The sequence below is a fragment of the Barnesiella sp. genome (genome assembly GCF_022723415.1).
In the GTDB taxonomy this organism is placed as follows: Bacteria; Bacteroidota; Bacteroidia; order Bacteroidales; family Barnesiellaceae; genus Barnesiella; species Barnesiella intestinihominis.
Map to the genome: position 1 here is coordinate 16,236 of NZ_JAIJHU010000030.1, position 22,764 is coordinate 38,999.

The 22,764-nt window shown below is 39.9% G+C and carries 21 protein-coding genes and 1 tRNA gene; 5 read left to right on the top strand and 17 right to left on the bottom strand.

Annotated elements, in window-relative coordinates:
* Positions 1–369 precede the first annotated feature (369 nt).
* A complete protein-coding gene (locus QVD32_RS07545; protein WP_021892642.1) occupies positions 370–780 on the top strand; it encodes a secondary thiamine-phosphate synthase enzyme YjbQ in 411 nt (136 codons plus the stop codon).
* A 59-nt stretch (positions 781–839) separates the two neighbouring features.
* Here QVD32_RS07545 and QVD32_RS07550 read toward each other — a convergent pair whose 3' ends face one another.
* The 5 genes from QVD32_RS07550 to lpxD all read right to left on the bottom strand — a co-directional run bounded on the left by QVD32_RS07550 (position 840) and on the right by lpxD (position 6,112).
* Complete coding sequence (locus QVD32_RS07550) at positions 840–1,394, bottom strand: IS1096 element passenger TnpR family protein (protein ID WP_021892641.1); 555 nt, start codon at positions 1,392–1,394, stop codon at positions 840–842.
* A gap of 431 nt (positions 1,395–1,825) precedes the next feature.
* Positions 1,826–2,515, bottom strand: coding sequence for a BT1926 family outer membrane beta-barrel protein (locus QVD32_RS07555; protein WP_021892640.1), 690 nt, complete (start codon positions 2,513–2,515; stop codon positions 1,826–1,828).
* 361 nt (positions 2,516–2,876) lie between these two features.
* Positions 2,877–3,653, bottom strand: a complete 777-nt coding sequence (lpxA, locus tag QVD32_RS07560; protein WP_021892639.1) for an acyl-ACP--UDP-N-acetylglucosamine O-acyltransferase — start codon at positions 3,651–3,653, stop codon at positions 2,877–2,879.
* Between the two features lie 17 nt (positions 3,654–3,670).
* On the bottom strand, positions 3,671–5,053 hold the full coding sequence (locus QVD32_RS07565; RefSeq protein WP_021892638.1) for a bifunctional UDP-3-O-[3-hydroxymyristoyl] N-acetylglucosamine deacetylase/3-hydroxyacyl-ACP dehydratase: 1,383 nt from the start codon (positions 5,051–5,053) through the stop codon (positions 3,671–3,673).
* Between the two features lie 12 nt (positions 5,054–5,065).
* Positions 5,066–6,112: a UDP-3-O-(3-hydroxymyristoyl)glucosamine N-acyltransferase gene (gene lpxD, locus QVD32_RS07570; protein WP_021892637.1), complete on the bottom strand. Its 1,047-nt coding sequence runs from the start codon at positions 6,110–6,112 to the stop codon at positions 5,066–5,068.
* A 359-nt stretch (positions 6,113–6,471) separates the two neighbouring features.
* Here lpxD and spt point away from each other — a divergent pair, with 359 nt between their 5' ends.
* Positions 6,472–7,659 (top strand): serine palmitoyltransferase, encoded by a 1,188-nt coding sequence (gene spt / locus QVD32_RS07575; RefSeq protein WP_040296001.1) that lies wholly within the window; start codon positions 6,472–6,474, stop codon positions 7,657–7,659.
* A gap of 151 nt (positions 7,660–7,810) precedes the next feature.
* Here the strand turns inward: spt and QVD32_RS07580 are convergent, their stop codons facing one another.
* The 4 genes from QVD32_RS07580 to rd form a co-directional block, all read right to left on the bottom strand.
* Complete coding sequence (locus tag QVD32_RS07580; protein ID WP_008861658.1) at positions 7,811–8,251, bottom strand: PepSY-like domain-containing protein; 441 nt, start codon at positions 8,249–8,251, stop codon at positions 7,811–7,813.
* A 117-nt stretch (positions 8,252–8,368) separates the two neighbouring features.
* Positions 8,369–9,640: a sensor histidine kinase gene (locus QVD32_RS07585; protein WP_021892636.1), complete on the bottom strand. Its 1,272-nt coding sequence runs from the start codon at positions 9,638–9,640 to the stop codon at positions 8,369–8,371.
* A gap of 12 nt (positions 9,641–9,652) precedes the next feature.
* Complete coding sequence (locus tag QVD32_RS07590; RefSeq protein WP_021892635.1) at positions 9,653–10,336, bottom strand: response regulator transcription factor; 684 nt, start codon at positions 10,334–10,336, stop codon at positions 9,653–9,655.
* 168 nt (positions 10,337–10,504) lie between these two features.
* Positions 10,505–10,669 carry a rubredoxin gene (rd, locus tag QVD32_RS07595; protein WP_008861661.1) on the bottom strand — a complete coding sequence of 55 codons (165 nt, stop codon included), beginning with the start codon at positions 10,667–10,669 and terminating at the stop codon, positions 10,505–10,507.
* A 78-nt stretch (positions 10,670–10,747) separates the two neighbouring features.
* On the opposite strand from rd, the gene QVD32_RS13295 reads away from it, so the two are divergent.
* The gene (locus QVD32_RS13295; RefSeq protein WP_373134476.1) at positions 10,748–10,927 is read left to right on the top strand and encodes a glycogen debranching N-terminal domain-containing protein; all 180 of its coding nucleotides are present in this window, start codon (positions 10,748–10,750) and stop codon (positions 10,925–10,927) included.
* 56 nt (positions 10,928–10,983) lie between these two features.
* Here QVD32_RS13295 and QVD32_RS07600 read toward each other — a convergent pair.
* The 7 genes from QVD32_RS07600 to QVD32_RS07630 all read right to left on the bottom strand — a co-directional run bounded on the left by QVD32_RS07600 (position 10,984) and on the right by QVD32_RS07630 (position 16,983).
* A tRNA-Glu gene (locus tag QVD32_RS07600) sits at positions 10,984–11,056 on the bottom strand.
* Positions 11,057–11,172: 116 nt separating this feature from the next.
* A complete protein-coding gene (locus QVD32_RS07605) occupies positions 11,173–12,534 on the bottom strand; it encodes a TrpB-like pyridoxal phosphate-dependent enzyme (protein WP_021892634.1) in 1,362 nt (453 codons plus the stop codon).
* 248 nt (positions 12,535–12,782) lie between these two features.
* Positions 12,783–13,361 (bottom strand): superoxide dismutase, encoded by a 579-nt coding sequence (locus QVD32_RS07610; protein ID WP_008861712.1) that lies wholly within the window; start codon positions 13,359–13,361, stop codon positions 12,783–12,785.
* A gap of 137 nt (positions 13,362–13,498) precedes the next feature.
* Positions 13,499–14,473 carry a flotillin-like protein FloA gene (floA, locus tag QVD32_RS07615; protein ID WP_008861713.1) on the bottom strand — a complete coding sequence of 325 codons (975 nt, stop codon included), beginning with the start codon at positions 14,471–14,473 and terminating at the stop codon, positions 13,499–13,501.
* A gap of 4 nt (positions 14,474–14,477) precedes the next feature.
* Positions 14,478–14,993, bottom strand: coding sequence for an NfeD family protein (locus tag QVD32_RS07620; protein ID WP_008861714.1), 516 nt, complete (start codon positions 14,991–14,993; stop codon positions 14,478–14,480).
* Positions 14,994–15,011: 18 nt separating this feature from the next.
* Positions 15,012–16,466 carry a tetratricopeptide repeat protein gene (locus QVD32_RS07625; RefSeq protein ID WP_118687270.1) on the bottom strand — a complete coding sequence of 485 codons (1,455 nt, stop codon included), beginning with the start codon at positions 16,464–16,466 and terminating at the stop codon, positions 15,012–15,014.
* 28 nt (positions 16,467–16,494) lie between these two features.
* Positions 16,495–16,983 carry a YcxB family protein gene (locus QVD32_RS07630; RefSeq protein ID WP_021892632.1) on the bottom strand — a complete coding sequence of 163 codons (489 nt, stop codon included), beginning with the start codon at positions 16,981–16,983 and terminating at the stop codon, positions 16,495–16,497.
* A gap of 235 nt (positions 16,984–17,218) precedes the next feature.
* Here QVD32_RS07630 and QVD32_RS07635 point away from each other — a divergent pair, with 235 nt between their 5' ends.
* Positions 17,219–17,587: a DMT family protein gene (locus tag QVD32_RS07635; RefSeq protein ID WP_008861717.1), complete on the top strand. Its 369-nt coding sequence runs from the start codon at positions 17,219–17,221 to the stop codon at positions 17,585–17,587.
* 731 nt (positions 17,588–18,318) lie between these two features.
* Here QVD32_RS07635 and QVD32_RS07640 read toward each other — a convergent pair.
* Positions 18,319–19,356 (bottom strand): alcohol dehydrogenase, encoded by a 1,038-nt coding sequence (locus tag QVD32_RS07640; RefSeq protein ID WP_008861718.1) that lies wholly within the window; start codon positions 19,354–19,356, stop codon positions 18,319–18,321.
* Between the two features lie 243 nt (positions 19,357–19,599).
* Between QVD32_RS07640 and QVD32_RS07645 the strand changes: the two genes are divergently transcribed.
* Positions 19,600–22,590, top strand: a complete 2,991-nt coding sequence (locus QVD32_RS07645; RefSeq protein ID WP_008861719.1) for an AsmA-like C-terminal region-containing protein — start codon at positions 19,600–19,602, stop codon at positions 22,588–22,590.
* Positions 22,591–22,764 lie beyond the last annotated feature (174 nt).

Here is a 22,764-nt window from a genome sequence, read left to right on the forward strand (position 1 = left end):
TGGGGTATTTTTATTTATATGGATATAACAAGTTTCGGTGTGGATTGTTTTATTGTCGGAATATGATTATAATGGTTCAGTAGAAAATCTGTGAGGGAGTCCTAAATTTCAACGATGAATTTTTTGGCAATAACCACGTTTCAGTCACTTCGATGAGAAGTCGGGAATGCTGTCATAGGATTTTGTAGAGTTTAATCTATTCGTCATAAGTGTTTAACCCCTCCGTCCTACGGACCCCTCCCCTTATTTTGTTTGACAACAAAACACAGAGGCGGAGATTTAAAATATATCTTCGATAGTGATTTATAAATTCCCTGCTGATTTTCCACTGAGTCGATTATATTTGTAGAATAATTAAATTATGAAGCGATGGTTAAGATAATGGAGATAAGATTACCGCATTACGGGAGAGGGTATCATTTGATAACCCAAGAGCTTTTGTCTCGTCTCCCTCAGTTGCCGGAAAACGGCTTGCTGAACCTTTTTATCAAGCATACTTCGGCTGCATTGACAATCAATGAGAATGCCGATCCCGACGTCCGTTTGGACTTTGCAGCCTTCTTCGACCGAATCGTGCCTGATGGGGCTTCTTATTTTAAACATATATACGAAGGAGACGACGATATGTCGGCACATATCAAAGCATCTTTATTGGGAGCTTCTTTGACTATTCCGATAAGAGGCCGAGCCCTTGATTTGGGTACGTGGCAGGGTATCTATTTGTGTGAGTTCCGTAACGGCGGAGGTGCTCGTCGTGTCACCGTTACGATTGTAGAATAAAAAACGAGGAGAATACGAATACCGTATTCTCCTCGTTTTTATTGAATTGTCGTTTTTTGTTACATATTGTTGTATTCGTCGTCCATATTCAGATCGGCAAATCCTTCTTCGTCGAGTTCCGAGGGATCGAAGGTTTCATCTCCGTAAAAGGTTTCATCGAAGTCGGAAGAATTATTCGCGGCATTCTTTTTTTCTAGTTCTTCGAAATCCATCGTTTGTTGGGGAGGATTGCCTTCCTTACGTGTGCAGACCGGAGTCTCTAAATCTTTTCCCGGTTCGATCTCTTTCAATTCCATAAAAAACATGCGGTCGGTCATGTAATCGAATACAAAAACTAATCGTTGGCCTTCGTCTTCGATGAGGTCGCTTAGTTTTGTAGACGCCATGATCCACGTATCTTCGTCAGAATCTTTCCCCATGTCCATCAGGGTAATTTCTGTTTTTTTCTCCCAATCGTCATCACAAATGAAGAATGAGGTCATTTGATCCTTAGAAAAGCCGACAGAATCGAGTATGGCATCGTGCAGTTCGAGAAAAGAAGCATCGGAATCGATGCATATTTCCCGTTTGAAATTGTCGACTTCGTCTGAAACAATTCTGAATTTATATATCATAATTTTTTTGTAATTAGGTTCTTTTTTTCGGTATGTAAAAGTACTAAAAATCTTTCTCCTGCCAAATAAAGGCTATAAAATTTCATGATTATAATCGATATTCAGGGAATAACTTGCGGATAAGTATAAAAGGTCGTTGTTATTTGAGGTTTGCATTTAGTCCTCAAAAAAAGGACGAGGCATATCTTTCTGATATGCCTCGTGTATGATGGGAAATTAGAGGGGTGTCTTTTTATATTTCTAACCCCTCTCCTCAGAAACTATCGTTTCTTCGGTGTCTCCCCTATACCATTCGCAGCACCCCGTAATGCTACGGGACACGGCAGAGGAGAAGGGGGGATACATCTCACCCTCCTCCTCTGTGTTTTGTTGTCAAACAAAATATAGAGGAGGTGGCACGTAGTAACGGAGGGGTTAACTCATTTCGTATATTAGAAATTCCAGCCGACGCGTAACGACGGAGTCGCATGGAATCCGAATCTGCTTTGTAAATTAGAAGTAGTACCGTCTGTTTCGGTGGTCGTCGACCCTGAGACAGTTGTGGTAGTTCCTCTTTTGTAGTTCATAGAGTCGTAACCCAATCCGAGTTCGAATCCTAAATACAGGCCTTTGCACAGATAAACATCTACACCGGTAAATACATTTACGCCAAATCCCAGACCGGGACGTTTGGTCTCTGTTTTATCGTCGTTTTCGGTGTTGTCGGTTTTTGTTTTAGCGGTAGAAGTCAATAGGCCAATTTCACCGCCAACATATGGAGAGATTCTTTCGTATTTGGTGAAGTGATACTCAAAACCGGGCATAATCGAAAATGTAGTGATAGATTCTTTGCTGTTTCTTTCGTACTCTTTTTGGTCTGTCGGGCTTTCGTAATAGGTGACATCTTTATCGGTAGATGTGTTTAATCCCAGTTTCAAGCGAACAGCCATTTTTTCGTTTAAATGCAAACGAACTTTGGCGCCGTAGTCGGGTAATGAAAATTGTCCGTCAGTAGTAGCTCCGCCGGGCGAGTAGTTCAATTCTGTCGAGAAACTCATGTTTTCGGGTTTGTACTTGTTTTGTGCGTTTACACTAGTCAGTACTACGGCTGCCATAGCTGCCACTAAGAAAATTTTTTTCATAACATTGCTTGTTTTGTTTTTCCTACTCTTTTAATGGTTTTCGGAAATTCCATTAATAATATAATTGCAAATATATTTAATAGATTCTAATTCTAAAATATTTTATTTAAAATAATGCAATAAAATTATATATTATAGTATGTATGAGTTTGGGAACTTTTTTAACAAATCGCAAACATAACTTACATTATAATATAAGTAACGGGCTTATACAACAGACTACATCGTATGAATTGAGTATGGTTGTTCCCGAAACCGGAGGATTGGGATTGAGGTTGAGCTTTTAACATGGAGAAAATAAGAAAGAGCCGGTACATCACGTATCGGCCCTTTCACCTCTGATATAAATTGGTAGATATTATTATAGATATCCTTTAATGATACCCCGTTTTGAATTGCGGACGAACAATACGATTTCGTCCCGTTCTTTGGTTGCGGGTAGTTCTGCCTCGATACGTTCTATCGCGTCGCTATTATTCATGTCGGATAGATATAAGTAACGATAGATTTCTTGGATATTGCAAATGGTTTCGTTGCTGAAATTGCGCCGACGGAGCCCGATGGAGTTTATTCCGGCGTAGGATATGGGATTGCGGCCGGCTTTGATGTAGGGCGGTATATCTTTGTTGATGAGAGAACCTCCTTGTACCATCACATGTGCGCCGATGTGGCTGAACTGATGAATGAGGCTCCCGCCGCCAATCACAGCGTAGTTGTCGATAATTACTTCTCCGGCCACTTGCGTAGCGTTGGATATAATGACGTTATCTCCGACAACGCAGTCGTGAGCGATGTGTGAGTAAGCCATAATCAAACAGTTGCTTCCCACTATGGTTTTTCCTTTGGCTGCGGTTCCCCGGTTTACGGTGACACATTCGCGCAGTGTCGTATTGTCGCCTATTTCCACGGTCGTGTCTTCTCCTTGAAATTTCAAGTCCTGAGGAATCGCCGAGATAACCGCTCCCGGGAATATTTTGCAGTTTTTGCCAATACGCGCACCTTCCAGAATAGTAACGTTGGAACCTATTTGTGTTCCTTCGCCGATGATTACATTTTTGTCTATGGTTACGAATGGTTCGATTACTACGTTATTCGCAATCTTTGCGTCGGGATGAACGTATGCTAACGGTTGTTTCATTTATTTGCTTTTTAGATTTATTTATTCTTGATAATCTGTGCCATGAATTCGGCCTCAGTGACAATGCGCTCGCCTACAAAAGCATATCCTTTCATATAGGCGCATCCCCGACGCACTTCGGTCATCAGTGATAAGTGGAATATGACGGTATCTCCCGGTACGACTTTCTGGCGGAATTTGACATTGTCTATTTTCATGAAATAGGTCGAATAGCGTTCCGGTTCGTCGACGGTGCTTAATACCAGCAAACCTCCGGTTTGAGCCATAGCTTCGACCAAAAGAACACCCGGCATAACGGGTTCGGCAGGGAAATGCCCTTGAAAGAAAGGTTCGTTACCCGAAACGTTCTTTATACCCACGATGTGGCGTGTCCCCATTTCGATAATTTTATCGACCAATAGGAAGGGATAGCGGTGGGGGAGCAACTGACGGATACGATTGACGTCCATAAGCGGCTCTTTATTGGGATTGTAGGCGGGACATTGAATGTCTTGGCGACGGACTTCTTTGCGAATGAGCCGAGCGAATTGATTGTTGATTTTATGCCCGGGTCGAGTGGCGATGATACGACCTTTTATGGGTTTACCAACCAGTGCTATATCCCCTAAAATGTCGAGGAGTTTATGACGGGCCGGTTCGTTCTCGAATTCGAGCGGTTTGTTGTTGATGTACCCCAATTCATCGACGTGTTTGTGAGGAACGTTTAAAAGGTCGGCAAGCCTGTCGAGTTCGGTTTGTGAGGTTTTTTGATCGTAGATAACGATTGCATTGTCCAAATCTCCTCCTTTGATGAGATTATTTTTTACCAGCGGTTCTACTTCTCGTACGAAAACGAATGTGCGAGCCCCGGCAATTTCTTTTTTGAAATCGTGCAGGTCGTCGAGACTGGCGAATTGATTGTTCAAGATAGGAGAGTCGAATGAGATGAGCGTGTTGATACTAAACTCATCGTCTGGTAATACTACGATTGAAGAACCGGTTTCTTCGTCGTGGATTTCGATTTTTGATTTGATAAGATAATATTCCCGTTCGGCATTTTGTTCTTCGAGTCCACAGCGCTCTATTTCTTCGGCGTAAACAGCGGCACTGCCATCGAGAATGGGCATTTCGGGTGCATTTACCTGAATGAGACAGTTGTCTATTTCTGCTGCATACAAAGCAGCCATCGCATGCTCGATCGTGCTTATTCTTACATCTCCGTCGGCTATGACCGTTCCTCTGCTTGTTTCTACTACGTTTTCGGCTAATGCCTCGATGACCGGTTGTCCTTCGAGGTCGACGCGTTGTATTTTGTATCCGTGATTTTCGGGGGCCGGTAGGAACGTGGCCGTAATATTCAATCCGGTATGTAATCCTTTACCGCTGACCGAAAAGCTGTTTTTTAGAGTCTTTTGTTTCATCGATATTATAGTTTATTTATTTTTCAATTGTTCTTTTAATGCTTCTATCTCCCTTTCGAGAGCTTTCACCGTACGGGTAAGTTCGGGAAGCCGTTTTACATAAACGACTTGTCTGGCAAATTCTTTGGAAGGAACAGCAGGGTATCCCATGATTACAGCGTCGTTCTCGACATGATTGGGTATACCCGATTGGGCTCCGACTTGAATTCGGTCTCCCAGTTTGATATGCCCGGCGACTCCTACTTGACCGCCTATCATAGCGTGGCTGCCGACTTTTGCCGAACCGGCAATTCCCGCTTGGGCCGCAATAACCGTGTGTTCTCCTACTTCGACGTTATGTGCGATTTGTATCAGGTTGTCGAGTTTCACACCTTTTTTGATAATCGTAGAACCCATTGTAGCTCGGTCTATTGTTGTATTGGCTCCGATCTCGACGTTGTCTTCGAGTACGACGTTTCCTATTTGAGCGATTTTCGCATATTCCCCGTTGGCTTGGGGTGCGAATCCGAATCCGTCGGCTCCGATAACGGTTCCTGCATGTAGAATACAATTGTTGCCGATGACACAGCTGTGATAGATTTTTACTCCTGCAAAAATGGTAACGTTATCGCCGATAACTACATCATTCCCGATATAGGTTTGAGGATAGATTTTTACGTTTTTACCTATTTTTACTCGCTCTCCGATATAGGCGAACGCTCCTAAATAGATATCGTCGGGGAGTGTGACCGACGAGGAGACATAGTTGGGTTGTTCAATACCACGTTTGGCGATAGTCGCTTCATTTACCAAATTGAGAAGCATCGCTAAACAGGCATATGGGTCATCGACTTTGATAAGAGTGGCTTCGATAGGATGCTCCGGCTCAAAGTCTTTATGTACCAGAACTATGCTGGCGTGAGTTTGGTATATATAGTGCGTGTATTTGGGATTGGCAAGGAAAGAGAGAGTACCGGGTGTTCCTTCTTCAATTTTAGACAGGTTATTGACTTCTACCGAGGGATTTCCAACCAACTCTCCATGCAGGAATTCTGCTATTTGTCGTGCTGAGAATTTCATATTGTTCTCTGTCTTTTGAGTTTACAATCGGCAAATTTCGCAATTTTTTTCAAATTCTTGGTAATAAGAAGTAGATTTTATTACAAAAGGATTGCTCCTTGCGATTTCATCTCATTTTATAAATCTGATTTTTAATGGTATAAAAATTTTCTGTTTGTGAAGCTAAGATTTATTCTTAAAAAAGAAGGTGATAAAAAGTTTGCATCTGTAAGAAAAATTCGTTTCGATAGATACTTTTTTAAGTGAAAAATGATTTCCTTTCGGATATTTATGTTATCTTTGCAACCTGCATTTTCAAGGTATATCGTGACTAGAAATAGTGCAGATAGTTTATAACAAATACACATTCAGCATAAACTATGAAATTGATGCAAGAAAAACTGTCGAAGTATGATGCTCCGCAGAAGGCCAAAGCCCTTGGTGTTTATCCCTATTTTCGTAAAATAGAAAGCGATCAGGACACCGAGGTCTTAATCAACGGCAAAAAAGTTTTAATGTTCGGTTCGAACAGTTATTTAGGTCTTACCAATCACCCAAAAATTAAAGAGGCTGCTATTGCCGCTATCCGTAAATATGGTACGGGTTGTGCCGGTTCCCGATTCTTGAATGGAACATTGGACATTCATGAGGAGTTGGAACATCGGTTGGCTAAGTTCGTAGGGAAAGAAGAAGCCATTATTTATTCAACTGGATTTCAAGTCAATTTGGGGGTAGTCTCTTGTGTCACTGGACGCGGAGACTATATTTTATGGGACGAACTCGATCATGCTTCGATAATCGAAGGTCGCCGTTTGTCTTTCTCTACTCCGGTGAAATATCGCCATAACGATATGCAATCGTTGGAGGACCAGTTGCGTAATTGCAATCCTGATAAGGTGAAATTGATAGTGACCGATGGCGTGTTTTCTATGGAAGGCGATGTGGCCAATCTTCCTGAGATCGTACGTCTGGCTAAGCAGTATAATGCAGCGGTGATGGTCGATGAAGCACATGGTATAGGTGTTTTCGGACGAGACGGACGTGGAACATGCGACCATTTTGGTGTGACCGATGATGTGGATCTCATTATGGGTACATTCAGTAAATCATTCGCTTCGTTGGGCGGTTTTATCGCTACGGATAAGGTAACGGCAAATTATTTACGTCATAACTCTCGTTCCTATATTTTCAGTGCAAGTATTACACCGGCTTCGACTGCGGCGGTGGGTGCTGCTTTGGATATTATGGAGAGTGAACCGGAACGTATAGCCAACTTGTGGGACGTGACGAATTATGCTTTGGAAGGATTCAGACGTATAGGTTGTGAGATAGGGAATACATGTACGCCTATTATTCCGTTGTTTATTCGTGATAATGAGAAAACATTCCGGGTAACTCGCGATTTGTTTGATGAGGGTATTTTTGTCAATCCGGTTGTTTCTCCGGCTGTTGCGCCTAAGGATACGTTGATAAGATTTTCTCTGATGGCTACGCATACACGAGCACAAGTAGATGTGGCTCTTGAAAAAATCGAAAAGTGTTTCAAGCACTTGGATATTATCAAATAAGTATATAAGTATAGTTTGTTTTTAATACCGTTGGAGAGGAACTCTCCAACGGTATTTTTTTAGGCAGTAGAGTTTTATTTGAGGTATTTAAGAAACTTACCCACCTTATTTTAATAAGGTGGGTAAGTTAAAATCGGTTGAGACTAACGTATTAGTCATCTATGTCGATTAGGTTGAAATTTAAATCGAATGTAAGCTCTAATCGATTCGTAAGTTTCACTTCATAATCTCTTTTGTCCCTATCGATTTGTACAATTTGTGTATCTGGATAGTTTTGGGATACATAGCTTGCAATTTGTGCAGGAATGATAGCTGTTGGCACTGTCGAATATTTACATTCAACTTCTTTCCATTCACCGTCTTTTAAAAATTCGACTTTGGAACCATTGGTGAAAACAACTTCATAACGGGTTTCCAGAAAATCCCGTTCGAGTTTTGCCAAAGCGACTTTCTCTTTCGGGAAATGTGTCTTGATGAACAGCTGTGCTTTTTGAGGTAATTGGGTAACAGCAATGGGTTTGTCGTTATCGGCGCAAGCCGTAGAAATACCAAGAGCCATTAGAATTGTTGTAAGAATCATTAGCTTTTTCATAACATTCAAAAATTATTAGTTAGACATTGTTTTAATTTGATGATACAAAGATTAGGAGCAATTTTGAAATGAATTTGAAATTCTGGGATATTATTTGAAAAAAATCGTTTTTTTAGTTTATGGCCAAGTAATGGAGAAATAGTGCTTCGACTCTTTGAACTGATATTCTATATGCAGATTGTAATATCGACAAACCGCTTTTACCAGGGCCAAGCCTAATCCGGTAGAACCTTCTTTTTTGCTTCCCTGATAAAATCTTTCGAATATGTGTTCGGTGTCCAAAGGCGTTGTTCCATCATTGGCAATTGTCAGGGTACGATTGATAAGAGTGATTTCGATATTGCTGTTTTGTGTTGTATGTACATATGCATTTTTAAGTAAATTGGTAATTAATGTAGAGGCCAAAGACTCATTCATTAAAACAATGAATGTTTCAGGAATGTTTATTGTATAGGAAATATTTCGTGATGAGTATATTTCGTTGTATAGAGAGATTTGTTCTTTAATTATAAAAGCTAAATCTATATTTGTGCTCTCGGGGAATTGTCCGTTTTCAATTTTTGTAAGTAGTAGTAACGTTTTATTGAGTCGAACTATATGCCCCAATGTTCTTTGCATCTTAAATAGCTCTTCTATTTGTGTTTCATTGAGCTCTGTGTTATCGAGCAGCCATTCGAGACGATTCCCTAAAATGGCTAAGGGAGTTTGTAGTTCATGAGAGGCATTCCCTATAAATTGTTTTTGTTGCTCGAAAAGTTCTTCCGAACGATTTGCCGCTTCTTGTGCTGCGACATTGAGCTTGTGAAATTCTGAAATATTCGTGTCATTGGGTACTGGTGCATTGTGTCTGCCCGGAGTGTAATTGTCGAGCCAGTGTAATAGTGCATACAGCGGGCGCATGCTGCGGTGGAAAATCCATATTGTCGATCCTATTATCGTTATGAGAAGTACGAAGTAGAGGAGTATGATCCAAAATAAAATAGTCCTGACCAAATCGTCTTTTTCGAAAGTCGGTATGGCGACTTTCAGTTCATAGTAATTATCATCATTATCTAAGAAAATGGTGGAGAGGATGCGTGCTGGTTCTGTCTCTTCTTTTTCTGGAATGTAGACTTCGGCATCGTAATATTCGATATGGGGTTTTGATGAAGCATAGGCTTCGTCAATGGGTGTTATGGAATAACTATTATTAGATCCACTATTTAAGGAAGGCAATTCTCTGCCGGCAAGCATGCGTATAATTATCAATTCGGAATAATCTTCCAGCGTATCATCGGCCTCGTCGTTGATTTCTTCTACCATCATAAAATAGAAGAGAGTCGCCCAAAGTGCCATGAGCGGAATCAAAATTAAAGATAAACGTAAAGCTATACGGTATATGAGTTTCATGAGACGGTGATTTTATTCGATTGGCGGAACGAGTTTGTATCCAAATCCATATATGGCTTTTATTTCTATGTTGGCTCCTGCATCAATAAGTTTGCGACGTAAATTTTTCATTTGAGCATATACAAAATGAAAATTGTCTGCTTGGTCTGCATGGTCTCCCCATACGGCTTCGGCAAGGACAGATTTATCTACTAAGTGATTAGGGCGTTGCATGAAATAGAATAGAATGTCGAATTCTTTTTTTAATAAGGATAATTCTTTGTTATTGACCAACACCCGGGAGCTCTCGGGTTCAAGGGATACATTCCCTAAGATCAATGCCATTTCTCCACCGCTTTTTCCTCGCCGTAGCACACTTTTTATACGGGCTAAGAGTTCGGCTGTATGAAATGGTTTAGGGAGGTAGTCATCGGCTCCCATATCCAATCCGAGAATTTTGTCATCAAGGGAATCACGAGCGGATATGATAATGATGTTTTCTCTTTTTCGTAACTCTTTCAGGTGTTTTAGTAGTTGTAGCCCATTCCCGTCGGGCAACATGATATCGAGTAAAATACAGTCGTAACTATAAGCTGCGATTTTAGCATCTGCTTCGGAATAAGTGCTGGCAGTTTCGACTACATAGCGCTCCTGTACTAGCGCTCGTTGCATAATTTCCCGTAAGGAGGGTTCGTCTTCTATGATAAGTATTTTCATGTATCAAATTTATATATTCAATTTTGTAGAGAATTTAAAATGATAAAAAATTGTATTGGGGAAAAGGAACGTAAAGTAAATAGACTTAATTATTTTACTTCCTTTTTGGAATAAATAAAAAGGAATCTACATTTTATGTAGATTCCCCATATGAGAGCAAGAAGTGGATTATTCTGTTACTTCTTCAAATGCGTCTTTCCCAAGTCCGCAAACTGGACATACCCAATCATCTGGAATATCTTCAAATGGAGTACCCGGAGCTATACCTCCATCAGGATCACCTACTGCTGGGTCATAAACCCATTCACAAGCTGTGCAAATGTACTTTTTCATACAAAATTTTTTTAATAAAACATATTTGGGGTATAAATCAGAAATATACTAATTCTACCGAAAGTAAAAATAGGTATAATTCGTTTAGAAACCAAATTATCCAGAGTTTCTTTTTATAACCATTTCAATTTTCTAACAAAAGAAGAATACTTTTGTTTTGTATCGAGGGGAGGATATTGTTCAAACCAATCCGTGCAAGGTCTATTTTTTATAGATTCGCGATACCTGTCAAATCTCGAAATAGCTATCTTTTGTTGAAAAAGAAAAACCTCAAAAGATTAATACATAATCTTTTGAGGTTTTATTCCTTGTTGTAGCGATTCCGGGAATCGAACCCGAGTCTCAACCGTGAGAGGGTTGCGTGCTAGGCCACTACACTAAACCGCCATTCGCTTTTTGAAAAGTGATGCAAATATAACCGATTTGTTTTTATTGAACAAACTTTCGGTATGAAATTTTTTCAGTGTCTCGAATAAGATTGTTATTGTTTTGAATATGAATGACTAAATTATTTTTTCTAACTCCTTGATGTTTTTAGCTATTTCTTCTTCTGGTAAATTGTAGTTCAGAAGGTCTCCTGCTAAATATTGGTCATAGGCAGCCATATCGATGAGCCCGTGACCGGATAGATTGAAGAGGATGCATTTTTCTTTTCCCTCTTCTTTTGCTCTTAATGCTTCTTGTATAGTGGCGGCTATTGCATGAGAAGATTCCGGGGCAGGGATAATTCCTTCGCATTGAGCGAATAATGTAGCTGCTTTGAATGTATCGAGTTGTTCTATGTCCACGGCTTCCAAGAGGCCATCTTTTTTCAGTTGGCTAACGATCGTTCCTGCTCCGTGGTAACGTAGTCCACCTGCATGTATATTGGCCGGGGAAAAGTTATGTCCCAAAGTGTACATGGGCAGTAGAGGTGTATAGCCCGCTTCATCTCCAAAATCGTATTGAAAAATTCCTTTGGTCAATTTGGGACAGGACGCAGGTTCGGCTGCGATTAACCGAATGTCTTTTCCCTCTTTTAATTTATGGCGTAAAAATGGGAATGAAATTCCCGAGAAGTTGGACCCACCTCCGAAGCAAGCGATGACAATATCGGGGTATTCGCCAGCCATTTCCATTTGTTTTTCAGCTTCTAGCCCGATTACTGTTTGATGTAAAGATACGTGATTGAGTACACTACCTAAAGTATATTTACAGTTGGGGGTACTCATTGCCAATTCTATCGCTTCAGATATTGCCGTACCTAAACTTCCTTGATAATTGGGGTGATCGGTTAATATTTTACGTCCTGCTTTGGTCGACATACTGGGTGAAGCAATAACTTGTGCGCCGAATGTTTGCATAATAGAACGTCGATAGGGCTTTTGATGGAAGCTCACTTTAACCATGTAGACTGCAAGTTCCAATCCGAATGCTTTTGCGGCTAAAGAGAGTGCAGCCCCCCATTGTCCTGCTCCGGTTTCGGTTGTGATGTTGGTTATACCTTGTTTTTTACAATAGTAGGCTTGTGGTATGGCCGAATTTAGTTTGTGAGAACCAACAGGGCTTACACTTTCGTTCTTGAAATAGATGTGTGCAGGAGTGTCCAATACTTTTTCGAGCCCCAAAGCTCTGACAAGAGGAGTAGGGCGCCATATTTTGTACATATCGCGTACTTCTTCGGGGATTTCTATCCATGCGTCGGAAGTGTTTAATTCTTGTTTACAGAGTTCTTCTGCAAAAATCGGATAGAGGTCTTTTACGGCTAGGGGAGATTTGGTTGCCGGATTTAATGGACTCATTGGCTTGTTGGGCATGTCTGCAATGACATTATACCATGCTTGTGGTATGTCTTTTTCTGCAAGGATAAATTTTTTTGTAGCCATTTTACTCCTTTGGTTTTTGTGATTTATAAAGTAAAAATAAAGTTTTTGCATCTAATTGAAAAGCAAATATATGAATTTTTTATTAAATGTATAGAAAAACTATGATTTTTTTGTCTATATGAATTTATCTTTGAATTTTTAAATGCAAAAAGAGACGCTGCTCACGCAGCATCTCTTTTTTAGAATTCATCACATTATGCTTATTTTAAAGTGCTAGATAGAGTTACGCTCACGCGCGACTATGCGAATTATAGATATCTTGATTCAACAACCGACCAATCGACGATTTTCCAGAGGTTGTGCAATTGCTCTGCTCGTCTGTTGCGATAGTCGATATAGTAGGCGTGTTCCCATACGTCGAACGTTAACAAAGGAGTAAGTCCTTTGGTTAAAGGAGTGCCTGCATTATTTTCTTTACTGATAACCAGATTTCCGTCTTTATCTTTGGATAACCAGACCCAACCAGATCCAAATAGAGTAGTCCCTGCTTGTTCAAATTCTTTTTGGAAGTTTTCGAAATTTCCCCACTTCTTATTTATAGCTTCTGCCAACTTCCCTTGTGGACTTTTTTTCCCATTTGGGGAGAATGTGAAGAAATAAAATATGTGGTTCCATGCTTGGGAGGCATTATTAAATAGAGCTCCGTCGGCTTCTTTGATGATTTCTTCGAGAGGCTTGTCTGCGAAGGGTGTTCCTTCGATAAGTTTATTTAGGTTATCGATATAAGTTTGTTCATGTTTACCGTAATGGTATTCTATCGTTTCCTGACTGATTACAGGGGCTAAATCATTAATACCATAAGGTAATGGAGGCAATTCGTAAATCATAATTATTTATTTTTCTTTGTTACTTATATAACAATCGTCGGACTAAAAAAGTTTCGTATATCTAAGTATTTTTTTCTGTTACTTGGAGTATACACATTTTTATAATGTCCGATTCATTCTCTAATTACTTGATTTCATTATTTCTCGGGTTTACTCGATGGCTTGGCTATCGATTCACGCATGGCAGTGTCTGCCTCGACATTTTTCATTTTATAATAATCCATGATTCCGAGATTTCCCGAACGGAAGGCTTCCGCCATAGCTCTGGGAACTTCAGCTTCGGCTTCGATTACTTTTGCTCTTGCCTCTTGTGCTTTGGCTTTCATTTCTTGTTCGAGAGCGATAGCCATGGCCCGACGTTCTTCTGCTTTGGCTTGTGCGATGTTTTTATCGGCTTGTGCCTGATCCATTTGTAAAGTGGCTCCAATGTTTTTACCGATGTCGATATCGGCTATATCAATGGAGAGGATTTCAAATGCAGTTCCTGAATCAAGCCCCTTTTTCAATACTAGTTTGGATATGGAATCCGGGTTTTCAAGGACTTGTTTGTGAGATTCAGACGAGCCGATGGATGACACGATACCTTCTCCTACACGAGCCAATATGGTATCTTCACCTGCACCGCCGACCAGTTGACGAATATTTGCCCGTACTGTTACACGAGCTTTGGCTATTAACTGTATACCGTCTTTGGCCACGGCTGTAACCGGCGGTGTGTCGATAACTTTCGGGTTGACAGACATTTGCACGGCTTCGAATACATCGCGTCCGGCTAAGTCAATAGCGGTAGCCATTTGGAAGCCTAAATCTATATTAGCTTTCGAAGCGGATACGAGTGCGTGTACGACGCGTTCTACATGGCCTCCGGCCAGATAGTGAGCTTCTAATTCATCACGCGTGATTGTTTTAAGTCCGGCTTTGTGGGCTTCAATCATAGCTCGAACAATGACTTGTGGCGGTACTTTTCTGATTCTCATCAAGAATAATTGGATAAGAGAGATTCTTACCCCCGATACTCGTGCCGAAATCCATAAAAGGAAAGGTACGAAGTAAAAGAATACAGCGAGTATGGCAATAATGCCAATTAGAAGAAATACGCTTAATCCTACCATAATTTTATTTTTGTTTAGAAGTGTTTATATTATTCCCTGTTTTTTCATTTTCTGTTTCTTTGCAAACAATGACTACCGTGGGTTCTATGCGGATTATTTTTACAGGTGTATCTTCATCAATCAGCTCATTATCTGCGCGGGCTTCGATGGTGTGGATTCCCACGATGATTTTTCCCATAGGGTTTAGTCTACTTAGTGTTACTCCCATGTCGCCGACTTTAATATCAGGGGTTATCGGGGAGGGTACTACCGAGCTTATTTCGGTATGCAGAGACATTTTGTCCAAGCTTCGGGATCGCATAAATCCTATGATGACAGCAATAGTAGTGACGGCTGCAATGAATAATGTTATTACAGCCCCATTTGTCCCGAAGGCCGAATAGGCATAGTAAATTCCACCTCCATAAAATAAGACCGAACATATACCTGCGATGGTAATTCCGGGAAGAAAGAATATTTCCAGTACCGCCAGAACTAGCGCTAATATTATTAGTAGTGTAACAGCTAATATATCAAACATATTTCTTAGATTTAGGTTCTATCTATGTTCCTTTTGCAAATTATCGAGTTCTATCTTTCGAGCCTGATTTTCGTAATTTTCCGGTTGAGGATAGAGTGTGAGTAGTTGCGATTCCAAATTTTGAATTTCGGACGATAGTCTTTTTAAAGTTGTGCCTTTCGATTTAGCATATTGAGATCGCAGTTCCGAGAGCTTAGTTTCTATTTGAATGATATTCTTACGTAATTCTTTGGACTTTACATATAGATTGCGAGCTTCAAGACTGACGAATTGGTCAAGTTTAGTATAATGGATTCCGTTACAAATTGCAAAGATGAAATCGGGGCGAGTCTCTTTTTGGGGTTCCTTGATATTGTCCAATTGTTGCAATAAATCGGTATAATCTGCATTTTCCGGCCAAGACTCTCGAATAGATCGAATCAGAGCTAGCGATTTGATATCGGTTTTGATTTCATCGATGTTATATGTTTGTTTGCTCTCATTCGGGATAAATAGATAGATTGTCACTTTTCCGGGAATTTGTTCTCTATCCGATACAAACCAACCGATGTTTAACATCTCGTCTATTGCCATCATGTAATCGTTGTATATCGAATTGAAGGGCATACCTACGTTTTCGGGTTTCAAGTAGGTGTTATTTTCAAGATTTAAACGGGTGATAAATATGTCGTATCCTCCGATCGAACCTTCTCCATTTGAGGCAAAGTAGAGTGTAACTCCGTCGTTGAGAAAAAATGGATAGGCTTCATCTTGTTCTGTATTGACACCATTGGGTAACGGTATGATGTCACTCCATTTCCCTTCTATCAGTTTATTTTTTGTACATAATTCATATCCTTTACCTTCAAGGGGATATCCGAAAAATACATTGTCTCCGCGTTGGGGAATATAGCCGATCGTGTTTTCGGGAATATCTATGCCTAGTGTTTTATTCGTTCCTATCCGTCCAGATTCGGGGGACATTTTGAAATACTTGAAAAACGAATCGGCATCAACTATCAAACTATCTATGATTTGTACCCGTTCGACATATTGCAACATTAATTTCGCTCTACGTGCACGAGCTATGGCTTTGCCGATAGAATCGGGTATTTGTTTTTTCGCTTTGGACAATGCAGCTGTATATTCTTCATAACTGCTTATGGCATCTTCAAAGCGGTATTGAGCCATATACATGTCTGCTAAATAGTGAGGCGATTCGAGAACTTTACGTTTAGCCCCTATTTTCAGATATTTTTCAGCTTCGTTATATTTTTTCTCGTGAAAAAGGCATACTCCATACCAATGGTTCAACGATCCATCATTGGGGCGGCGTTTCAGTTGTGCCTTGAATACAGGAGCGGCTTCTTTGTATTTACCGGCCTTGTACAACTCTCGTGCTTCGTCAAGCGTCAGTGCACTCGATGAGAAGATTGTCGAGAAGGCAATTAGGACTGCAAATGAATATTTTAGAATTTGTCTGAACATTTTCATGTTTGAAAAATTGTACTCAAATATACAATTATTTTTTATTCTGAATGTTGAGAGCGAGAAAATTTTTTAAGAAGTATTCTAAATCGTCATTCGATTTGAACGAATTGTATGGTAAAATGAAAAAAATATAGTTTGATAAGTGGAAGATAATGTCTGTCGAGGTATAACGTATACGGGTAATTCGTTCCCATGCTATGGATTCTGTTCGTCCATCGTCGAAAGTACAAGAAAGGCCGTTTTTGTTTATTTCGACTGTTTTTGAAAGTATGGACATACGGCAATCGGGGTGTAGAGCATAAGCGAACCACAGGTAAGAGATGATCATAGGAAATACCAAAAATAAAATGATAAGTCCTACATAAATAAATAGAGGGTTTTGAATGGATAGCCCCACGAGAAGGAGGAAAAAAGATAGAAGCCACCCCCAATTATTATGTAACCAAATTTTCAGCAGTCTGTTAAAATAGTATTGAGGCGATAACTGGTATGAAAAAGTTTCAATATGGGTTCTATTCATACAATGCTTTACTATATATTTCTACAAAGATAATATAATTGATGACAAAATCAAATTTTTGATTTTACCGAGATATAGCCTATTTTTTATATTATGTGAATATAGAGATAATATATCGAGGGGGAATAATTTTTGAAGGGGACTTTTTATTGTACAGCTTTTAATAAATTTGACCTATGAAATTTATTCTATTTACTGCTATTTCGTGTAACTTTGCACTCCAAAATAAGACGCAATGCAAGGATTATATTCAATAGGATTACTTATTGTTTCTAATGTGTTTATGACACTGGCTTGGTATGGGCATTTGAAATTGCAAGAAATGAAGGTTATCAATAATTGGCCGCTTTATGGTGTGATATTGCTTAGTTGGGGTATAGCATTGTTCGAATATTGTTGCCAAGTGCCAGCTAATCGATTGGGATTCAGAGAGAATGGAGGGCCGTTTAGTCTTATGCAATTAAAGGTAATACAAGAAGTAATAACGTTAATCATATTCACTTTATTTTCGGTCGTAGTTTTTAAAGGAGAGTCGTTGCATTGGAACCATATTGCGGCGTTCGGCTGCCTTGTTCTTGCCGTTTATTTCGTATTTATGAAATAAGCGATAATCGTATCTATTTAATGACTAGGTGTAATATAGGGTAGAGCTTTTCCGAAAGGTCGGTTTTGCCCTGACCGATTATCTTGGAACACATAGGTGCGGTAGAATCGAATGACTTTTATGTTGTGTTCGTATCTATCCGATGGATATTCTTATTCTACAACTTGTTGTCCTAATTCTCGGCCTTATGACGGGGAATATTTCGATTCCGTCATTACTTAGTCTCATAAATGCGGTTATTTCATTCTTCTCGTTTAACAATGTACAATTCTACTTGTGAAGAAGATGTAAATAAAGACACTGGCGAGGTATAGTGTTATCAGAGTTAAACACATTGAGCCCGTCTACTGTATTTTAAAGGGCAAAATAACTAAATCGATTCAATATGCTTATTCCAAGCCAGCACAAACGGATCCAATTTAGGAACCTCTTTGGTAGCAATCCTGGCATTCTCACGTCCTACATCAAAGTTATGCTGGTATTTAAAAGTCGTTTCAGGCTTGGGTGTATCCTTTGAAGAACTTAAGTCTAAGTCTTATTTCTGAGTTTTAGTTATTGTAACATTAAGATCTTCACTTAGCTGAGTTTTATCTTGAGCAGAGCACTTGATAATGGAATCACGGCCCAAGAAATTATAGAATTTTAAGCCATTAAGTATCTTTTGTGACTAAAATCTATAATTTTAGAATACAATATCTTTTTACAAACTTATACAAAGACTCATCTTATTTTCAAACACTTCTTATCGCAACCTTGATAACTCCGTCCTCTCTATTTTCAAAGATACGGTAAGCTTTCTCAATTTCATTCAATGAAAAACGGTGAGTAATGAGCGGCGCGGTATCTATACGGCCCGATTCTATCAAGCGAAGTATCTCTGCACAATTACAACCGTCCACCCCTCCGGTTTTAAAGATAAGATTTTTTCCATACATATCGGGTAAGGGCAAAATTTGAGGTTTATCGTAAAGTGCCACGATCGTTACAATAGCATTGGGACGAGCACATTTCCAAGCCAAACGGAAAGTATTCTCGCTTCCCGCCACTTCCAAAACCACATCAGCACCGCCATGATCGCTATTTTTACGAACAAACTCCTCGCAATGTTCAGGAGTAGTTACCAATATGTCGGGATAATGTTCTTGCAAAAACTGTATTCTTTCCGGGGACTGCTCACAAACAATAATACGCCGGGGATTCTTTAACAAAGCGCACAATAAGGTACAAATGCCGGTAGGACCGGCTCCAATAATCAGAATCGTATCCTCCGATGTAATTTCCGAAATACGTACGGACCAAAAACCGGTTGCCAAAATATCGCCTACAAACAAAGCTTGTTCGTCGCTTACCGTATCTGGAATACGATTCAAACCTTGATCGGCATAGGGCACTCGAACATATTCGGCTTGACCGCCATCGATACGACACCCCAAAGCCCAACCGCCATTGGGATCCATACAATTATTGACACACCCACGACGACAGAAGAAACATTCGCCACAAAAAGTTTCGACATTTACAGTAACCCTATCTCCCGGCTTAATACCTATAACATCTTCTCCCACATCTTCTACGACACCCACCATCTCGTGCCCGACCGTTACTCCCGGTACGGCACGCGGCACGCTACCATGTTTGATATGGAGATCGCTGGTACAAATACTTCCAAGAGTCACCCTCACAATCGCATCGCGCGAATCTTTCAACCCGGGTTTCGGCTTTTCTTGCAATTCAAACTTACCGGGTTTAACGTATGTATATGCCAACATAATATTATCCTTATCATTTTTCAAAACTTCTCTTACAAAGATAGGCGAAACGGATTTCAGAAGCAAGTATTCTTTGTTAAACAGTGTCACTACGAATCAAATAGCAATCTACCGGTGTACTCTATGGCAACTATCAGCTATGTAAAAAGAGTATGATATCAATTAAAAAATATTTACTTCATACAAATACAAACAGCTTTCACAACTTTCTTGTTATTTTTGTATGACTAAAAGAGTGTTAATATGAAAAACCGAACAAAAAAATTGTTTAAGATTACGGGTATTACACTGGGAGCGTTGATAGTCTTTCTCTCGGCAGTAATCGCTTTCTCCATAAATTTTATATTTACGCCTGAAAAATTGACCCCCATCGTATTAAACGTAGCCAATCAAAACATAAATGCCAAGCTCGATATGAATAGCGTAGAGCTGACCTTTTTTTCAACTTTTCCCCGTTTTGGAATAAAATTGGAAAATGGCACATTGGTATCAAAGGCTATCCGTGATTCTTTATGGCAACGTACCGACACATTAGCCTCTTTTCGAAAAGCCATTGCCGTAATCAATCTCGTCGATTATTTGCAACAAAAAAAGATCAGTATCAACCGATTATCATTGGATAGTACAAACATATACGCCTTTAAAGGAAAAGATGGAATCGCCAACTGGAATATATTGATCGCCGACACGACAAATACACCCGATACAACAACCGCTACTTCGCCAGTTATTAACGAAATAGACATCAAGCACGTTTCGCTACATCATACCACGGTCACTTTCGACGATCGGGAAACGAATGTCTTCGCCAATCTATGGGATGCAAATCTTAAATTAAAAGCAAATTTAAAGAAAGAACAGTCTACGTTAACGTTGGATTTCAACAACAAAAACATTCTGTTCTGGCAAAATGGTGAATTACTGGCTCATCGTATCGCCACCCACCTACAAACCGCCATCGAGCTAAATCGTTCGAAACGGGCTCTTTCCTTGCACGATGCTATGATGGAGATTAACGGCATAAAATTAGACATACACGGTTCTATCTGTAAAGACACGACCGCACAAGCGTTAGATATCGATCTGCAATACGGGCTACATGCTCCTTCGTTGGAAACAGTCCTTCACATGATTCCCGAAAGTATTCTCAAAAAAGAAAAAGTTTCGGCCAAAGGCGACGTTACAGTTAATGGCAATCTAAAAGGTCTATATGGAAAAGGGAAAATGCCATTAGCTACATTAAAAATAGAAATAAACGATGCATCCGCCCAATATGCCCAATTGCCCTATGGAATAGATGAACTTAAAGCCAACTTTTTCGGACAGATAGACTTAATGCGACAATCGCCATCTTATCTCGATCTTAAAATATTTCACTTCAAAGGAGCTCACACCGATATCTTGGCCGACGCCAAAGTAAATGATCTATTAGGCGATCCCGACATCTCGTTTCATACCCAATCTACGATAGACCTAACTGCATTGGCACAAACATTTCCTTTACAAGATGGTGTGAGTATCGAAGGGAAATTAGATGCCGACATGAACGTGCGTTGTCGTTTGTCATCTATCAAAAAGAAAGACATAGGACGAATTCGGGCCAAAGGAAAAATAAATATGAGCAAATTGGCTTTACGAGACAAAAATAAGAAATTCGAATTCACGAGCGATGCTTCACTGTCTTTCGTGGGAAACGATGTATTAGGAGCCCATATCGAAATAGGAAATATGGCTTTTCACTCAACGCGATTAAACTCATCGATAAACAATCTATCGGCTTTAATAAAAACGACCAACCCACAAGATACTACACGAATCGCTCTTGTAGAGTGTAAACTAAATGCAAACAAACTAAAAGCATCCCTACCGGATACATCAAATTTATTTTGCGGAAAAACTGCCGCAACCATAAAATTACAACCGACAGAAAACAATCCTACCCGACCCGAAATAGGATTCGCATTAGAAGCCGACACCTTGTTCTGCCGTCTCGGAGATACTAAATTGGGCATGGACAAAGCCGGGATTACAATAACGGCACAACAATTAAAAGACTCTTTGTGGATTCCAAAAGGCATAGTAGGTTTTAATCGGCTTTTTGTACGTACCCCACAATCGGCTTTACCTATTCGAATGCAAAAGACTGCAATTTCAGTCGGTAATCGAGCTATTACTTTACATAACGCGACCATGAAAATAGGAAGATCCGATTTAACGGCGACCGGTGCGATTCACGATTTATATGGCGCTATGCGTCACAATAAAAAACTACGGGCCACATTAACACTTTCCTCTAAGAATCTAAATTGTAACCAGTTAATTCGGTCTATCTCTTTTCCAAAAGACACTGCTCAAATCGAAACTGAATCCGACACTACGTCGACAGCCCTAAAACTATTCGTTATTCCTCGAAATATCGATTTTGAATTACAAACCAATTTGAATCGGGTTCGTTACGGGAAAATGGTTTTCAAAAACGTACACGGTGCAATAGATATACGCAATCAAGCCATTCACCTCAAAGAGCTCAGTATGGAAGGAATGGATGCGACTATGCGCACGACGCTGATCTATCAAGCCCGACAACCAGAGCAAGGATATGCCGGATTCGATTTCAAACTTCATAATATCAATATAGGGAAACTTGTCGATTTTATTCCTTCGTTAGATACTATTGTCCCCATGCTACGGTCATTTCAAGGAACTGTCGATTTCAATGTATCGGCCGAGTCGGGCTTAGACTCATGCCTCAATATAAAAATACCCTCATTACGATCAGCTATCCATGTTGAAGGCGATAGCCTCGTCCTTCTCGACGGTGAAACTTTTGCCGAAATATCGAAAAAATTTTTCTTCAAGAACAAAGAGAGAAATTTGATCGACAGTATCTCTGTCAACATCAGTGTCGAAGACGGTAATGTAACTGTCTACCCGTTTGTAATAGAAATGGATCGCTACCGGGCTGCCGTAGGAGGGAACCAAGACTTGGATATGAATTTCAATTATCACATATCCATACTCAAATCGCCCATACCCTTCAAACTGGGACTGAATATTTCGGGAAATTTAGATAAAATGAAGTTCGGTATGGGCAAAGCCAAATACAAAAACGCTGTCACACCGGTAGAAATACACAAAGTCGACAGTACTATTGTAAATATGGGAGAACAAATTGTTCGGGATTTCAAGAAAGTCATGCGACGACAATTGCCACAAACACAAACCACCAACTAATAAGTATCATGTTCGATAAACCCATATGTCATATAAAATCGCCCTATCTTCTTCCCGAGATTACACAGAAATACTTAATGTATGGAAAAACTCTGCAAGAAGTTCCCTTTACTTTTTAAGTGAAAAAGATGTACTTTATGTTCCCTCCTACTTTCGATGCAGTATGTGTACATC